Below are 16,866 nucleotides of genomic sequence, written 5' to 3' on the forward strand. Positions count from 1 at the left end.
ATCGCGCGTCTAACCAGCAGCGAGAAACGGCGTTCGCGCGACAAGGCCGCCTTGCCTGTCGAACACCGCGATTTCGAGATCCGCGCCAGCACCCTGAAGCGCCTTCGCGGCGGTTCTCCAGGCATGGTTTGCGACGATGTCGCCGAGCGGCAATCCCTGCCGTTGAGCGATCTGCATGACTTCAATTGCCGTATTCGCGGTGCGCGAAGCGGCAATGGCAGCTTCATCGCCGCCGGCTTCGAAGATGCGTTCCGCAAGCCATTCGAAATCGACCTGGCCGGAGCGGGAATGCAGATCGAGCAGGCCCTGCCCAAGCTTCGACATTTTGGCGAAGCCGCCCGCAATCGTCACGCGCTGCACCGGATGGCGGCGCAGATATTTCAGCATGCCGCCCGCGAAATCGCCCATATCGATCAGCGCTTGTTCGGGCAACCCGTAGAGTTGCCTGATTGCCGCCTCGGATGTGGAGCCGGTGGCTCCGGCCACATGGGTCAGCCCCGCACCGCGCGCCACATCGATGCCGCGATGAATGGAGTGGATCCACGCGGAGCAGGAATAAGGTACGACGATGCCGGTGGTGCCGAGGATCGACAGGCCGCCGATGATGCCGAGGCGACCATTCAGCGTCTTCTCGGCCAATTGCTCGCCGTTTGGAATCGAAATCTCGATCTCGATATCGGCGGATCCGCCGACGAATCCGACCGCTTCACCAAGCGCCTCGCGGATCATCTGTCGCGGCATCGGATTGATGGCAGGTTCGCCCACCGGCAGCGGCAAGCCGACCCGCGTGATTTGTCCGACACCGTTGCCCGCGCGAAACGTGACGCCGCTGCCGAGCGGTCCGGCGCGTACCGTCGCCACGATCAGCGCGCCGTGGGTGACATCCGGGTCGTCGCCCGCATCCTTCACGATTCCCACACGTGCCCCGTCCAGGGTCAGCTCATGCATCGCCAAAGCGAAGGCGGGGCGACTTCCGCCTGGAAGCCCGATCTCAACGGGATCAGGAAACTCACCAGTCCGCCAGCCTATATACGCGGCCTTGGCCGCCGCCGTGGCGCAGGCCCCCGTTGTCCAGCCTCGGCGCAAATTCCCGGCGGGTCGCAATTCATCCATACCATGCCTTATAAGGCGACGAGCGCGGCCCGTCAGCCTGGAGACATCGCGTGACCACAACGCATCTCTCGCCCAGCTTCGAGCCGGGCACGGTCTGGCTTGCGGGCGCAGGCCCCGGCGACCCGGGCCTGCTGACCCTGCATGCCCTCAACGCCTTACGGCAGGCCGATATCATCGTCCACGACGCCCTCGTGGACCCGCGCATTCTTAGCCTCGCGCACCCGAGCGCGGTGTTGGAAAATGTGGGCAAGCGGGGCGGCAAGCCCTCCGCAGCGCAGAAGGAAATCACGGAGCGGCTTATTACCCTCGCCCGCGAGGGAAAGCGGGTTCTGCGCCTGAAAGGGGGAGACCCGTTCATCTTTGGACGCGGCGGGGAGGAAGCGCTCGATCTGGGGGCTGAGGGCATCCGCTTCCGCATCATCCCCGGCGTGTCGAGCGGGCTTGCCTCACTCGCGATCCACGGCATTCCCGCGACCACTCGCGACACGAACCACGCGGTGATCCTGGCAACGGGGCATCGCGCGGAAGGGCAGGCCGCCGATTGGGCGGCGCTGGCCCGCACCGGCGCGCCCATCGTTCTCTACATGGCCGTGTCGAACCTTGCTTCCATTGTCACTGAGCTGATGGAGGGCGGGCTCGATGGTGCGACACCGTCGCTCATCGTCCATTCCGCGACGACGCCGGCCGAGGACATCGTGGAAGCACCGCTCGCCGATCTCGGCCACCTCGCCGCCGAGGAGGCAATCCGCTCTCCAGCCATCGTCGTCATCGGTGCGATTGCGGCGTTCAGAAAAAGCATTCTGCCGCATCTGCTTCCCTTCGACGTGGAGGCGGCCGAGTGACGGCGCGCATCGCTCCTGGCCTTCTCGTCGCCGCGCCGCGATCAGGCTCCGGCAAGACCACCCTGACGCTCGGCCTGCAGCGCGCCTTGCGCCGCAGGGGCCTGAACGTGCGCGGCGCGAAATGCGGGCCGGATTACATCGACCCCGCCTTCCACGCCGCCGCGACGGGAAGCCCGAGCGTCAATCTCGATAGCTTCGCCATGGACGATGCGCTGCTGGACTCGCTCGCAACCACCGTATCGAGCAACGCCGATATCGTGATCGCCGAGGGCTCCATGGGGCTATTCGACGGCATTCAGGGTGAAGCTGGCCGCATGGGCGCGAGCGCCGACATCGCCGCCCGCTTCGGCTGGCCGGTGCTGCTGGTGCTCGACGTGTCGGGGCAGGCGCAATCCGCCGCTGCCATCGCGCTCGGCTGCACGCGCTACGATCCGCGCATCAGCATCATGGGCGTCGTGCTCAATCAGGTGGCGAGCGAGCGGCATCGGCGGCTGGTGGAGGATGGCCTGTCGCTCATCGGCCTGCCGGTGCTCGGCGCGCTCATGCGCGACAAGTCGATCGCTCTGCCGGAGCGCCATTTGGGACTCGTGCAGGCGGGTGAGACGGGCGATCTCGAACAGCGGCTGGAGAGTCTGGCGGATCGCATCGAGCAATCGGTGGATCTCGATCGCATTTTATCGCTGGCACAAACATCACTGACACCTGCGCAGTCGCATAAACCTCCCCTGCATCCGCCTGGACAACGCATCGCGCTCGCGCAGGATCAGGCGTTCTCCTTCGTCTACCCGCACATTCTCGCGGGGTGGCGCGCGGCGGGAGCCGACATCAAAACCTTCTCGCCGCTCGCGAACGAACCGCCGCCACCCGATTGCGACGCCTGCTGGCTTCCCGGCGGCTACCCGGAACTTCACGCGGGCAAGCTCGCCGCCGCGACGCGCTTTCTCGAAGGCTTGCAGCAATTCAGCGAAACACGCCCCGTTCACGGCGAGTGCGGCGGCTATATGGTTTTGGGGCAAACGCTGGAGGATGGCGAGGGACAGGTTCATACCATGGCGGGGCTTCTGCCCGTTTCAACGAGTTATGCGAAGCGTAAGCTTCATCTTGGCTATCGCATCGCGACAGCCGCCGAGCGCAGCGTTCTCGGTGATGGCGGCGCAAGGCTCGTGGGGCACGAGTTTCACTATGCCTCGATCACGGAACAGGCCCCCGCCAATCTCGTGCATGTGACCGACGCGACAGGTGCGGATCTCGGCAGTGCGGGACACCGCGCGGGCTTGGTGAGCGGCACGTTCTTTCACGTTCTTCGCGCATAGAAAAAGACCGATGCTCATTGAAGAGCACCGGCCTTTTTCAATTCTCAAACCTGTCTTCGATCAGGCCGCGACCGGTGCGAAGCGGGCGCGAAAATAGCCAGCAAGTCCCCCGAGTAGAGCCCAGAAGATGAGACTCATTATGACGGCGGCTACCACGAAATCGTGGTGTAGAGCCTCTGGAATGGCGGTCTCGAAGCTATCGGGCTTCGGAGCACCGATGATGTGCGGCGCAACGATCAGAACGACCCCGAGGATCGCGAAGAAAAGCGATTTTTTGAATACCAGAAGCGCCAAGCCGATACCTGTCGCGAGCGCAGTGCCGAGCCACCACGCTTGACGGATGTTCAACTCAGCGGCGGGCATGGCGGGCAGTTCCGGCGGTAGGCCGAGGCCCGGTGCCAGCGTGAAGACCACGAAACCGGCGAGCCCCCAGAACACACCCTGACGCCAGCCTTTTAAGCCTCCAGCAAATTCGGAGGCCGTCACGAGCAGGATCGCGAAGCCGATGGCGGTGACGATATTGGCGAGCGCCGTGAATGCTGAGCGCTCGAAACCGTCGGCCGGAGCCCAGCCCTCTTCATCATGCTCATGTGAATGGGCCTGCGCGGCACCCACGCCGTGATCGTGAGCAGGAGTCGCGGCATGTTCGTGGGGCTTCGGAGGTTCTGCGCTCTCGAAGGTCTCCGCCTTAAGGATCAACGGAACGGTGCTGGCATATTGCATGCCGGTCAGAGCGAGACCGGTGAGAAGCCCGACGAGGGCGGACACAAAGACGATATTGCGGAACAAGGACATGGATTTCCCCCAAACGGGATGGCTGGGACAAACGCGAGAGCGCTTCCCAAGACTTTGTGAGCACTTTAAGATTTGTGAGCGGACGAACGTTTCAGCGAAACGGGATCAGACTCTAATGGCAGGGGAACGCTAGGGAATGGCGCACGTCGTGGGCGGCGTTATGTACCGCACTGATGTGGGAAAATCCCGCAAAGCCCACAATGAACAGGCCGAGGAAAGCCGCAAGTCCGAGCTGCGTCAGTCGCGATGCGGAGCCGATATCCGTGCTCAGGGCCAGAGATGTATTGTTGGTCGTCATGTCAAACCTTTCGCCCTCCACCCGAGGGCCATCAAGCGTTTCTCGTGTGTCGGCAGGTCTCCTGGCTCGCGGATCGAGGCGCACCTCCCGGCCTTCCCGAACTCTCGTTCAGTGGCGTCATCGAGAGGCACTCTCCGCTTACAGTTGCGGGGGCAGCCGCGGCTTTGGATGAAACATCCGCACCGCATTCCCTTTTCGTCCCATGTGGGACCGACACCGGGACTATAAGCCCAAACGCGACAACCTCAAGCGGTATCGAACGCTTCTCACAAGTGCGTGGCCGGAATCGCGGCTCTCAGGATATCGCGGCTGCTGAGGTGGAAATTGGCGCTTCGCGCCAGGGCGCGCCTTACAAGCTTCTCTCGTGCGGCGGCTTCAAAGCGCTTGCGCTCGGCAAGGAAGAACGTCTCGCATTGCTGCGGCGTCGGCATGAGGCCGAGCAAGGTACGGAAGGCGAGCCTGTGCACCACGCATATGCCCTCATGCCCTCCGGGCCGGAAGGACAGCGAGTCGATATCGGCTCGCCATTCGATGTCGGAATCCGGCCCTGCCATTTCGCCCTTTTGCTCACGCGCACCCAGCCACCTTGCCCGGTGACGGGGCGCGTGTCGATGGGGCGCTTAGGCGCTCAGCTTGAGCGCGGTCGCGCCGCCGGCGGCTTGCACGGAGAGGCTTCCGGCGGCAATAGCCGCCGCGAGCGCCGATCGGCAATCAGCCCCGTCGAGCCAGCGATGGAGGAAGCCGGCGTTGAAGGCATCCCCAGCCCCGGTCGTATCGACAACTCTCACAGGGGGTGCGGTGAGCGAAATGCATTCATCCCCTGCAGCGAGCGATGCGCCTTCGGCTCCCTTCTTAAGAACAACTACGGGGAAACGATGAGCGAGCAGATCGAGCGCCTCGCACTCGTCCTTCAACCCCGTGATGGCGGCGGCCTCTTCTGCATTCGGCAGAAAGACATCGATGCCGCGACAGGTGTCAAGAAAAGCCGGATCGCGGATCAGCGCATCGTCCCAGCTGGGATCGAGCGAGACGGTCAGCCCCTTCTCCTTCGCCTGCGCGACGACATCGGGCAATTCGTGAAGGGTCGCATACTCGGCGATGTGGAGATGCCGAATTCCGGGCGCGGCAAGCGCATCGCGCAGCGTCGCAGGCCTGCCGTGGCCCGCGCGGCGGGAAAGGAAGGCGCGGTCCTTCGGCTGCACGATGGCGACGGTGAGTTGCGGTCCGGCATCGGCGGCGCGCTCCACGAACCGAAGATCGACGCCGCTCTCGCTCAAAGAAGCCTCAAGTCCCCCAGACAAGGCGTCCGTGCCGAGACGCGTGACTAGGGACACCTTGCGCCCGAGGCTGACGAGATGCGCCGCCGTGATGAAGGCCCCGCCGCCCGGCACGACCACCACGTCGTCCGCGAACATTTCGCGCCCGAGCATCGGCAGGCCGGCAAGACCGGTGAAAACCAGATCGCAATAGGTTCGACCGAGGCACAGCACACTCTGCCGCGCGTCGGTGGTGGGCTTTACATGCGGCATAGGGCGCGTTCGGTCTTCTTGTCGAACAGATGCATCGAGCCCGGCGCGGCGTGAACCGTCACCACATCGCCCGCCTGCGGGATCACCTTGCCCGGCGCGCTCGCGATGATGGCGGTTCCGCCCACATCGAGATGCACCAGCGTCTCGGGGCCGAGAGGCTCGACGACGGAGACGTTACCGGAGAGCGCGAGCGAGTCCGTCCCCGTCGCCCCGCCGACGACGAGATCGTGCGGACGCACGCCCACCAACACTTCATTCCCGCTCGCATCCTTCGCGCCATCGGACGCAACGGCGACCGACGAGCCGAGCCCATCGAGTTCCGCCACACGCCGCCCACCCTTCTCGGCGAGACGTGCCGGCAGAAGGTTCATGGTCGGGCTTCCGATGAAGCGCGCGGTAAAGATATCCTTCGGGCTGTCATAAAGCTCCATCGGCGTGCCGACTTGCAGAATGTGCCCGTCGCGCATCACGACGATACGGTCGGCCATGGTCATCGCCTCCACCTGATCGTGGGTGACGAAGACGATGGTGGTGCCGAGCTTCTGATGAAGCTTCTTGATCTCGAGCCGCATCTGCGTGCGCAATTGCGCATCGAGGTTCGAAAGCGGTTCGTCGAAGAGGAAGGCCACCGGATTGCGCACCATGGCACGGCCGATGGCGACGCGTTGGCGCTGACCGCCGGAGAGTTGCGAAGGCCGCCGGTCGAGAAGGTTTTGAAGACCGAGGATCTTCGCTGTCTCTTCTATGCGCTTCTTCTTGTCGGCCTCCGACAGCTTCGAGGTGTAAAGACCGAAACCGATATTCTGCGCCACCGACATATGTGGGTAGATGGCGTAGTTCTGGAACACCATGGCGATGTTCCGATCCTTCGGCTCCGCTTCGTTCACGACGCGGCCGTCGATGGTCACGGTGCCGCCGGAAATGTCTTCAAGCCCAGCGATCATGCGAAGTGTCGTGGACTTGCCGCAGCCAGACGGGCCGACGAGCACGACGAATTCACCATCCTTCACATGAAGATCGATGCCGTGGACGGCGGTCGTACTGCCGTATCGTTTCACGAGACCGTTGAGAGCGATATTGGCCATCAGGCTTCTCCCAGAAGCGCTTTGAATTTGGTGTTCAGTTCAGCCGCCGCAGCGGATTCGCGCGTGCTTGTGGCGCGTGCCCGATCCGCGATGTCGGCGAGGTGTTTTTGATAGGTCTGCAACGCCGCTCGCAGAGCCTTTGGTGCAGGGCCGCCGAAACGGTCGCGCACCGCCACGAAATGCTCCGGCGAAACGAGTTCGGCGAAGGTCGCTTCGTCAATCGACGTGTTGCGCCCGGTCGCGTGAGTGAACGCCTGGAGGAACGCAGCATAGCCATCCTTGGCGAGATCCCCCTGCACGGCCACGACAGCTTTGGCGACAGCGGCAGCGATTTCATGCGCCTCGCGGAAGGAGAGGCCTTCGCGACGCACGAGGCTGTCGGCGAGTTCCGTCACCGTGATGCAGCTGCGACGAATGTTGTCGCGCACGCGCGTCGGATCGATGCGGATTTCCGCCATGAGCGCGGCGAGAAGATCAAGCACGCGACCGGCTGAGGCGAAGGCCTCATAGCCCATGGATTGCGTCTCGCCCTCGCTATCGTTCATGTCCGTGAACGGTGTGTTGTGCATCACGTCGAGCATAGCGCGGGCGCGCCCGAAGGTCTGCGATGCCAGATGGCGCAGATGTTCGATGGGCACCGGATTGCGCTTCTGCGGCATGATCGAGGAAATCTGCACGAAGGCGTTCGGCACATAGACCTGCCCGACCTCAAAGCTCGTCCAGAATTGCAGATCTTGAATCGGACGCCCGAGATGCAGGAACATCAGTTCGATGGCACCGTAGGTCGACGTGATGTAATCCACCGCCGCGATGCAGCTATAGGAATTCTGCAGCGGCTGTGAGAAGCCGAGCAGCGTCGCCATGCGCTCGCGGTCGATGGGAAAGCCCGACGTGGTGATCGCGGCCGCGCCCATGGGCGAGCGGTCCACGATCTCGCGTGCTTCCACGAGCCGCTCGATGTCGCGCAACAGAACCTCGATCATCGCGCCGAGATAATGGCCGAAGGTCGTGGGTTGCGCGGGCTGGCCGTGGGTGTAAGCGACGATCAGCGTTGCCTCCTCGCGGGTGGCGACCTTGATCAGCGTATCGGCAAGATGCCGCGCCTTTACGAGCAGGGCATCGATGCGCTCTTTCAGCCCCAGCTTGAACAGCGTGTGATCGATATCGTTGCGCGAGCGCGCGGTGTGAAGGCGTCCGGCGACATCAGGGCCGAGCCTACGCTTTAATTCTTTTTCGATGAGGAAGAAGAAGTCCTCCACCTCGCCGGTATAGGTGAGCGCGGGAACGTCAACCTCGGCATCGATCGCTTCGAGCGCGTGAGCAATAGCGCCCGCCTGCTTGCGGTCGAGAATGCCGGTCTCGGTGAGCATCACGAGATGCGCGCGGTCGATGCGGCGAAAGCCGTCCACATGATGCGCCTTCGCTCCGTCGAAGAGCGGGCGCAGAACCGTGTCTTTGTAGACCGGATCGGGGAAAACGCTTTTGTCGTCGCGGCGGGGATCTTGCATATCGGACATGATCAACCCTTAAGACCGGCCAGCATGACACCGCGCACGATGTAGCGCTGGAGGAGCAGGAACACGATCAGCGTCGGGATCGTAGCGAGACTCGCGCCCGTCATGATCATTTCCCACTGGATCGCTTGCTCCACCGCGAAGCTGGAGAGACCCACCGGCAGCGTGTAAAGCTCGCGACTGTTGGTGACGATCAGCGGCCAAAAAAACGCCGTCCAGTTACCGAGGAAGGTGAAGATCGCGAGCGCCGAGAGAGCGGGCGTCACCAGCGGCATCGCCACGCGCCACCAGATGGTGAACTCGTTCAGGCCGTCGACACGCCCGGCTTCCAGAAACTCGTCCGGAACCGTCTCGAAGAACTGCTTCATCAGGAATGTGCCAAAGGCCGTCATCATGCCGGGGAACATGATGCCCCAATAGGTGTCGATCCAGCCGAAGCTGCTCGCCATGAGATACCACGGGAGAACGAGCATTTCTGTGGGGATCATCAAGGTCGAGAGAATGGCGATGAAGACGATGTAGCGGCCCCGGAAATTGAACTTCGCCAGCGTGTAGCCCACGAGCGAGTCGAAGAACACGTTGGAGACCGTCACACAGATCGCCACGATGAGCGAGTTGATGAACCACCGAAGGAAGCGCCCGTCCGAGAGCACGGTGACGTAGTTGTCGAGGGACGGCGTTTCCGGGATGAGGCGCAGGTCGTAGACTTGCGAGGCATCCTTCAGCGACGTCGACAGCATGAAGAGGATCGGCGTCACCATCACGATGCCGCCGAGGAAGAGCAGCGTCCAGGCGACGATACGGCCTGGACGAACGGGGAAGCCCCGCCGCGCGCCATGCACGGGAAGAGGTGCTGTCGTCATGGTCAGCGGTCCTTGAGCACGCGAAGCTGGATGAGGGAAACGACCAGCAGGATCAGGAACAGAACCACCGTCTGCGCGGCGGCGTATCCCATTTCCATGGACTTGAAAGCGGTCTGATAGATCATCAGAACGATGGGTTTCGTCGTGTTGAGCGGACCACCCGGATCGTTGAAGGTCATGTTGTAGACCTGATCAAAAATCCGCAGGAAGCCGATAGAGGAGAAGACGACGAGGAACACGATTGTCGGCTTCAGGAGCGGAATGGTGATCTTCCGCAGGATCGTGAATTCGGACAGGCCGTCGATGCGCGCCGCCTCGTAGTAGGAACTCGGAATGGCGCGCAAACCCGCCATGAAGATGATGACCTGAAAGCCAAGACCGGCCCACACGGCGGGCGCGAGAATCGCGGGCAATGCCTGTGTCACAGAACGCAGGAACGGTTGCTGCGCGATGCCGAACCAGGTCAGGAATCCGTTGATCACGCCGATCGGGATCGGTTGGTAGAACCAGCGCCACACCCAGGCCATGGCGGCGGCGGTCGTCAGGAACGGCAGAAAGTAAAGCGCCCGTATGAAACCGTGCATGAACGTGACGCGGTCGAGATAATACGCGATCGTAAACGAGATCAGCAGGCTCAACGGCGTACCTATCACGAGATAAGCCGCCGTATTGCGGAAGACCTGCCAGAACAGCGGATCGTGCACGAGGCGAATGTAGTTGGTGAGGCCGACGAAACTCGCCGGCCTCAACAGGTTCCAGTCCGTGAAGGACAACCAGAACGCTTCAAGCGTGGGCCAGAAGCGGATGACGCTATAGAAGACGATCGGCACCGCCAGGAAGGACCAGGCCCAGAGCACGCGCTTATGGCGCAAACTCAACCCATCCCATAAGCGATTGGATTTCACAGGCGATGCCGTCAACATCACGTCCTCACTTCGCGACGCGGTCGATGATCGCCTGCTCGGCCTTGGCGGCCTCGGCGAGCGAGTCCTTCGGATCCTGCTTCTGGATCAGAACGCGATTGACCATGTCGATGGCGACCTGACGCTGCGCGGCTTCGTCAACGAACAGCGTGGTGTGTGCGTATTCGAGGCCCTTCAGGAAGGGGCTGTAGATCGGGTTCGCGAGATTTTCCTGCGTCAAAGCAGCCGAACGGCGCGCGGGCAATTCGCCGACCGCCTTCAGCCAGATGTCCATCGCCTCAGGCGAGCTGACATAGGCCAGGAACTTTTTGGAGGCTTCCAGCTTTTCGCCCTGCGCTTTTCTTGTGATGGCGTTGGCGAAGTAGCTCGCATAGTTCGAACGCACGCCGTTCACCGACGGAAGCTCGGTCACGCCCCACTCGAAGGACTTGATGGCGTTGAATGCGCCGAGACGGAACGTTCCGTCGATGGTCATGGCCGCAAGTCCGCCCTTGAACGCGGCCTGCGCCTCATCCATGAAGCCGAGTTGGCCGACCTTCTGCTTGTTCTGCAGGTCGACATAGAACTGCAGCGCCTTCAGGCCCGCCTCGTTGTTGTAGGCGACCTTACGGTCGTTGTCGGTGTAGGGAACACCGCCGTTCTGACGGATGAGAACCTCACGCCACCACTGGTGATCCTGTCCCGCCATGTCCATGGCGAAACCTTCGGAGACGATGTTGCCCGCGCCATCGCGCTTCACCGTCTTTTCGGCGGCGGCAACGAATTCCTCGATGGTCTGCGGCGGCTTGTTCGGGTCGAGGCCAGCAGCCTGGAACGCCTTCTTGTTATAGAACAGGGCGAGCGAACGCACGGCGGTCGGCAGGCCGTAATATTCGCCATCGCGTTTCATGGCCGAAACGATGGGGAAGAATTCCGACTCGATCTTGTCGTGCGGGAACATGTCCTTCGGCAGCGGTTGAACGAGCTTGCCGGAGATGAAACCGTCGAGCCAGCCGTAGAACAGCTGCACCACATCGGGCCCCTGCCCCGCGGCGACCGACGCAGCGACCTTGGTCTGATATTCCGCATACGGGAAGGTCGTGTGCTTCACCGTGATGCCGGGATTGGCCGCCTGGAACTTCTGGATCAGCTGATCCATCGCCTTCACGCGGGAATCGAAGACATATTGCCAATATTCGATCTCGACAGCGCTCGCAGCGTTGGCAGCGAGGACACTGACGCCGAAGGCAAGACCGGCGATTATCTTTTTGAAGCGCATTCGACCCTCCACGTGGCCACCCGAACTTTTCTCCCGGCGTGGCGGTTGTTCCCAATTCCGAGCGTGATAAAGCCCGCTCATTCAAATAGGCTCGCTTGGAAGAATACCTTCTGTCAATAAAATAATTTACTTGAGTTATTCGAAAGCCCTTGTCATCGTCAGCCCCCGGGAACACGAGGCTCAGATGCCGCGTCAAAAAAATTCGCCGTCATCGAAAGTTGCCATCGGCAACAACCCCGAGCGCAGCCGCACACACAACCGGAGGGTTGTTCTGGAGGCAGTGCGGTTGCATGGGCCACTTGGCCGCACCGCCATTGCACGGCTCGCGCATCTGAGCTCTCAGGCCGTCTCCAACATCGTCGGCGAACTTTTGGACGAGGGCCTGCTGCTCGAATGCGGCCGTCTGCGCGCCGGGCGCGGCCTGCCGCCCGTGCAGGTGATGGTCAACCCGGATGGCGGCATGACGATCGGCGTCGAAATCGCCGCCGATCACATCGTCACGGTTCTTGTCGATCTCACGGGGCAGATCCGCATGCATCGCGCCATCCCGCTCGGCAATACCGCGCCGGATCTCATCAAGCAGCGGATCAAGGTCGAGATCGACAGAGCGTGCGAGGCCGTTCCCGGCGCGGGCGACAGGCTGCTCGGCGTCGGCGTGGTGATGCCAGGGCCGTTCGAGATCGAGGGCATGAGTTCGGTGGGTCCCACCACCCTCCCCGGCTGGTCGGGGTTGAACGCGAGCGCGATCCTGAGCGAGGCGACCGGCCGCACGACGCTGGTTGAAAACGACGCGACGGCCGCCGCCGTCGGCGAGCGCCTGCACGGGGTTGCGCGCAACCTCAAGAATTTCTGCCTGCTCTATTTCGGCGTCGGTCTCGGCCTCGGCACCGTCACGGACGGGCGCCCTTTGCGCGGCGCGTTCGGCAACGCGGGCGAGATCGGTCACATCATTGTCGCGCCCGGCGGCAAGCCGTGCCCGTGTGGCAATCGCGGATGTCTCGAACGCTACGCCTCGTGGCACGCGCTCAAGGAGCACCTGAGCGCCAAGGGCATCGTCTGCGACGATCCCTCTGAAATCGAAACTCTGCCTCGCGACGCGCGGCCCTTCGTAAAAGAATGGATCGCGGAAGCGGCAACCTATCTCTCGCCTGTCGTCGGCATGCTCGAAAACCTCTTCGATCCTGAGAGCATCGTGTTCGGCGGCGCTCTGCCGGATGCGATTCTCGACGATCTCATCGCGGCCCTCGAGCCGCTGCCCTTGTCTGTCGCGAGCCGCCGCCAGCGCGCGGTGCCGCGTGTCATGCGCGGAGCGACAGGCCAGCTCACAGCGGCTTTGGGCGCTGCCGCCCTGCCGCTTCTGGAGACCGTCACGCCAAGGCTCGACACCGCGACCGAGCTTGCCGACGAACAAGATCTTTAAAAAAGAAACGCCAAAGGACCCGATGATGCTGCGCGCTCACGAACGTATCGCGAAGGAAATGGCCGATCCGGCTCTCGTTCGCCTTCACCGTAAGCTCGAGCGCCTTTCTTGCGTCATTACCGTGATGAATACCGGCGCGCATCCGGATGACGAAGCGAACGGCATGTTTGCCGCTCTACGGTTCGGCTACGGCATGCGCATCGCCATTGCCTGTTCCACGCGCGGCGAAGGCGGCCAGAACGCCATCGGTCCGGAGCGCGGCGCGGCGCTCGGGATTGTCAGAACGTTCGAAATGGACGCAGCCGCCCGCGTGCTCGACGCGGATGTGATCTGGCTCGGCCACGGCCCCGACGATCCGGTGCATGATTTCGGCTTCTCCAAGAACGGCGACGATACTCTCACCCGTTGGGGTGAAGACCGCATCATCGAACGTCTCGTGCGCGCCTATCGGGAAGAGCGCCCGGATGTGGTGATCCCGACCTTTCTCGACGTGCCGGGCCAGCACGGCCACCATCGCGCCATGACGCGCGCAGCGCATATCGCCGTCGACCGCGCGGCGGATCCGAGCGCCTATCCGCACCATTTCGCGGAAGGGCTCACGCCGTGGCATGTGGCGAAGTTCTATCTACCCGCCTGGTCCGGCGGCGGCGGCACCTATGACGATGAAGTGCCGCCACCGAACACAACGCTGCTCGTCAAGGCTCCGGGCGTCGATAGGGCGACGGGCACGCCTTTCGCACGTATCGGCGAATGGTCGCGCGCGCAGCATTTGACTCAAGGCATGGGGATCTGGCGCGAGAACCCACCGCAATCCTGGCCCCTTCATCGCCTCGACCAGCAGGTGGAAGAGAACGACATGCGCGACGGCCTGCCCGCCACGGTCGGCGCTCTCGCTAAGAGCGAAAACGTCTCATCGGAGGCGGGTGCTCACCTCGTGGCGGCGCAGAAGGCTATTGATGAAGCCATCAATGCCTTCCCTCACCGTTTGCGCATCATCGACGCGGCGCTTCTCGCCGCAGATCAAATCGAGAAGGCGCTTGCAGTCTCTTCTGCTCCCGTGCGCGCTTCGGTCGGCCACCGCCTCGAGCGCAAGCTGCGCGAAATCGATGCGGTAATTCTGGAAGCCACTGGCGTGCAGGCGCGCGCCTGGGTCGAACCGTCTGTGATCGCTCCGGGTGGAACGGGCACACTGCACGTGGCGATCTCTTCGCTGGAACAACACGCTTCCGCGACACCTGTTCTGTCGCCCAAGATCGCGGTATCGGCGCAGGAAGACGCAGCGCGTTTCGTTCTCAACGTCGCAGGCGACGCGCCTTTCACCAATGGCTATCCCCCCTTCTATCGCACGCTCGGCGGCAATGGCGAGGTCGCTGTCGCGATCCGCGCGGAAATCGGCGGTCGTCGGGTTGAAAGCGTCATCGATCTCGAGGAACCGTTGCGCATCGCGCCGGCGCACTCGCTGGTTCTCGACCCCGAAGCGGTCATCATCAACCTCTCGGAAACACCGCGCCCCTTCGCCGTGAAAGCGCGTCTCGATGGAGGGAAGACAAGCGCTGTCACGTTCTCCGCGCGACCCGGCTGGGAGATTGCCAATCAAAGCGATGGTGCACTCATCGCGCCGCCGGAGACATTGGCTCCAGGGTACCATGAACTTGCGCCGACGGTGGATGATCGTCCGGCCTATCGATCTATGGCGATTGCCTATCCACACATCGGACGCACGGCGCGTGTGGACCGTGAGGTTCTGAAAATTCTCGCGCTGGAGGTAAAGCGTTGTCCCGATACGCGGATCGGTTATGTGGGCGGCGGCAATGATCGTGTGGGACTGTGGCTCTCGCGCTTGGGATTCGACGTCACTGATCTGGACGGGGACGCGCTGCAAGGCGGCCTGTCGCGGTTCACGACCATCGTCGTCGGCATCTTCGCTTTCGGCAATCGTCCCGATCTCGCGGCGGCGACGGCGCGCCTGCATCAGTTCGTGGAGGCCGGTGGGCATCTCGTGACGCTCTATCACCGCCCGTCGGACGGCTGGGATCCGGCGAGAACGCCGCCACGCCCAATCACCATCGGCTCGCCGTCCCTGCGCTGGCGCGTGACGGACCCCGACGCCCCGGTGACCATTCTGGGGGCCACCCATCCCCTGCTCACAGGCCCCAACATCATCGGCACGGATGATTGGAACGGTTGGGACAAGGAGCGCGGGCTCTATTTCGCCTCGTCCTGGGACGAGGCTTACAAACCGTTGACTGCCATGAGCGATCACGGTGAAAAGCCACTCGAAGGCGCCTTGATTTCAGGCGAGATCGGACGCGGACGGCACACCCATGTCAGCCTTGTGTTGCATCACCAGCTCGACAAGCTCGTGCCTGGTGCGTTCCGGCTGCTGGCCAATCTGGTGCAGCCCGCTTAGAGCCCGTTTGGAAATAGCTTAACGCCCTTTCAGCACAGTCATTCCGGGGCGCCGTAGGCGAGCCCGGAACCCAGAACCGCCGGCAACTCCGGATGAGACGCAACCCAACGCAGTGCTCGCAGTTCTGAGACGGTTGCGGTTATGGATTCCAGGCTCCGCTACGCGGCCCCGGACTGACAGGGGAGTTGAAATCATACTCCGTCAAACTTGCGAGAACAACGCCTCCACCGCAGCGCCGACAGCGAGCAGATCGCGGTCGCGCCCGCGTTGGCCCACGAGCATGAGGCCGACGGGAAGCGCACCATCGTGTGGGATCGGCAAAGACAGCGCCGGCAGATCGTAGAAATTGAAGACTGCCGGATTGCGCAGGATCAGCGCGTTGGTGCGCACGAAATTGTCTTCGTCGAGAACGTCTGAGATCCTCGGCGCGACAAAGGGAATAGTAGGCAGCGCCAACACATCGAAATCCGCAAGGCGCAGATCCATCACCGGCAAAAGGTGCGTGCGCTCCCGCAGCATGCCCACATAGCCCGGCGCATCGAGTTCGCGCCCGCGCGCGAGCCGCTTGCGGACCATGGGATCGAAATCCTTCGCCCTCGTGTCGAGCGTATCCTTGTGAACATGGCTCGCCTCAACGGCGGCAAAGCTGACCGGCGATTGCACGCGGGTAGATTGCCGCAGGAGGTCGTCCAGAGGCTCGTCGCTGACGCGAGCACCTGCAGTCGACAGGCGTGACATGGCGTTCTCGAAGGCGGAAGCGACGACGTCTTCCGTTTCCGCAAAAAGCATTCCGCGTGGAATGCCGACCCGCAGACCCGCGACCGCCCGCTGAGCGAGCGCATCGTTCACCTCACCGGCCAGGATCGCATCCGTCGCAGCAACCACAGCGACATTGGGTGCGAGCGGCCCCAAAGTGTCGAGGGAGTAGGACAGAGCAAATGCCCCCTCCCGCGACACGCGATTTTGAGTGGGCTTCAACCCTACAAGCCCGTTGAGCGCTGCCGGAATGCGGATGGAGCCGCCCGTGTCGGAACCGATGGCGATCTCCGCCATGCCACTCGCCACCGAGACGCCTGCGCCGGAGGACGATCCGCCTGGAATCCGGCTTCTGTCATGCGCGTTTCCCGGCGTGCCGTAATGCGGGTTCAGGCCGATGCCGGAGAAGGCGTATTCGGTCATGTTGGTCTTGCCGATGATGACAGCGCCCGCCGCGCGCAGGCGGCGCACCACATCGGCATCCACCTTCGCGGGCGGCCCATCGCGACTAATGATGGAGCCTGCGGTCGTGGTCTCGCCCGCCACGTCGAGCAGATCCTTGATCGAGACGATAGCGCCATCGAGCGCGCTCAAGGGCGTGCCAACCCGTGCACGATGGTCTGCAGCCTCAGCAGCGCGGCGCGCCTCGTCCCTGTAGACTTTGGTGAAAACGATTTTGCCCTGCCCTGTCTCGTCGTCGACGCGGACAAGGGCTTCTTCAAGGCGTTGGCTGGCCGTCGTTGTCAT

Annotated in this window: 15 protein-coding genes and 1 riboswitch; of the genes, 4 read left to right on the forward strand and 11 right to left on the reverse strand. The window is 62.9% G+C overall.

Features of this window, described 5'->3' with window-relative positions; all coding sequences use genetic code 11:
* Positions 1–9 precede the first annotated feature (9 nt).
* Entirely contained in the window at positions 10–1,113 is a 1,104-nt protein-coding gene (locus tag AB4072_RS02380) for a cobalt-precorrin-5B (C(1))-methyltransferase (RefSeq protein WP_441965299.1), read from the reverse strand.
* 50 nt (positions 1,114–1,163) lie between these two features.
* On the opposite strand from AB4072_RS02380, the gene cobA reads away from it, so the two are divergent.
* Positions 1,164–1,955 (forward strand): uroporphyrinogen-III C-methyltransferase, encoded by a 792-nt coding sequence (gene cobA / locus AB4072_RS02385; RefSeq protein ID WP_441965300.1) that lies wholly within the window; start codon positions 1,164–1,166, stop codon positions 1,953–1,955.
* Positions 1,952–3,268, forward strand: coding sequence for a cobyrinate a,c-diamide synthase (locus AB4072_RS02390; RefSeq protein WP_441965301.1), 1,317 nt, complete (start codon positions 1,952–1,954; stop codon positions 3,266–3,268). Before cobA ends, AB4072_RS02390 begins: the two co-directional genes overlap by 4 nt.
* A 60-nt stretch (positions 3,269–3,328) precedes the next feature.
* Here AB4072_RS02390 and AB4072_RS02395 read toward each other — a convergent pair whose 3' ends face one another.
* From AB4072_RS02395 to AB4072_RS02435, 9 genes are all read right to left on the reverse strand, one after another.
* Complete coding sequence (locus tag AB4072_RS02395; RefSeq protein ID WP_441965302.1) at positions 3,329–4,063, reverse strand: CbtA family protein; 735 nt, start codon at positions 4,061–4,063, stop codon at positions 3,329–3,331.
* 112 nt (positions 4,064–4,175) lie between these two features.
* Positions 4,176–4,361 (reverse strand): CbtB domain-containing protein, encoded by a 186-nt coding sequence (locus AB4072_RS02400; RefSeq protein WP_441965303.1) that lies wholly within the window; start codon positions 4,359–4,361, stop codon positions 4,176–4,178.
* 34 nt (positions 4,362–4,395) lie between these two features.
* A riboswitch (cobalamin riboswitch) is annotated at positions 4,396–4,591 on the reverse strand.
* A 36-nt stretch (positions 4,592–4,627) separates the two neighbouring features.
* A complete protein-coding gene (locus AB4072_RS02405) occupies positions 4,628–4,915 on the reverse strand; it encodes a hypothetical protein (protein WP_441965304.1) in 288 nt (95 codons plus the stop codon).
* A 66-nt stretch (positions 4,916–4,981) separates the two neighbouring features.
* On the reverse strand, positions 4,982–5,890 hold the full coding sequence (locus AB4072_RS02410) for a carbohydrate kinase family protein (RefSeq protein WP_441965305.1): 909 nt from the start codon (positions 5,888–5,890) through the stop codon (positions 4,982–4,984).
* Positions 5,878–6,975 (reverse strand): ABC transporter ATP-binding protein, encoded by a 1,098-nt coding sequence (locus AB4072_RS02415; protein WP_441965306.1) that lies wholly within the window; start codon positions 6,973–6,975, stop codon positions 5,878–5,880. Before AB4072_RS02415 ends, AB4072_RS02410 begins: the two co-directional genes overlap by 13 nt.
* Positions 6,975–8,492, reverse strand: a complete 1,518-nt coding sequence (argH, locus tag AB4072_RS02420) for an argininosuccinate lyase (RefSeq protein WP_441965307.1) — start codon at positions 8,490–8,492, stop codon at positions 6,975–6,977. The genes AB4072_RS02415 and argH overlap by 1 nt, the downstream gene beginning before the upstream one ends.
* A 2-nt stretch (positions 8,493–8,494) precedes the next feature.
* The gene (locus AB4072_RS02425) at positions 8,495–9,352 is read right to left on the reverse strand and encodes a carbohydrate ABC transporter permease (protein ID WP_441965308.1); all 858 of its coding nucleotides are present in this window, start codon (positions 9,350–9,352) and stop codon (positions 8,495–8,497) included.
* Between the two features lie 2 nt (positions 9,353–9,354).
* The gene (locus AB4072_RS02430) at positions 9,355–10,275 is read right to left on the reverse strand and encodes a carbohydrate ABC transporter permease (protein ID WP_441965309.1); all 921 of its coding nucleotides are present in this window, start codon (positions 10,273–10,275) and stop codon (positions 9,355–9,357) included.
* 7 nt (positions 10,276–10,282) lie between these two features.
* The gene (locus tag AB4072_RS02435) at positions 10,283–11,533 is read right to left on the reverse strand and encodes an extracellular solute-binding protein (RefSeq protein WP_441965310.1); all 1,251 of its coding nucleotides are present in this window, start codon (positions 11,531–11,533) and stop codon (positions 10,283–10,285) included.
* 184 nt (positions 11,534–11,717) lie between these two features.
* On the opposite strand from AB4072_RS02435, the gene AB4072_RS02440 reads away from it, so the two are divergent.
* A complete protein-coding gene (locus tag AB4072_RS02440; protein ID WP_441965311.1) occupies positions 11,718–12,953 on the forward strand; it encodes an ROK family protein in 1,236 nt (411 codons plus the stop codon).
* A gap of 25 nt (positions 12,954–12,978) precedes the next feature.
* Entirely contained in the window at positions 12,979–15,363 is a 2,385-nt protein-coding gene (locus AB4072_RS02445; protein WP_441965312.1) for a PIG-L family deacetylase, read from the forward strand.
* 201 nt (positions 15,364–15,564) lie between these two features.
* Here AB4072_RS02445 and AB4072_RS02450 read toward each other — a convergent pair whose 3' ends face one another.
* Positions 15,565–16,866 (reverse strand): amidase, encoded by a 1,302-nt coding sequence (locus AB4072_RS02450; RefSeq protein ID WP_441965313.1) that lies wholly within the window; start codon positions 16,864–16,866, stop codon positions 15,565–15,567.

The organism is Microvirga sp. 2MCAF38, assembly GCF_052115485.1.
Taxonomy (GTDB): domain Bacteria; phylum Pseudomonadota; class Alphaproteobacteria; order Rhizobiales; family Beijerinckiaceae; genus Microvirga.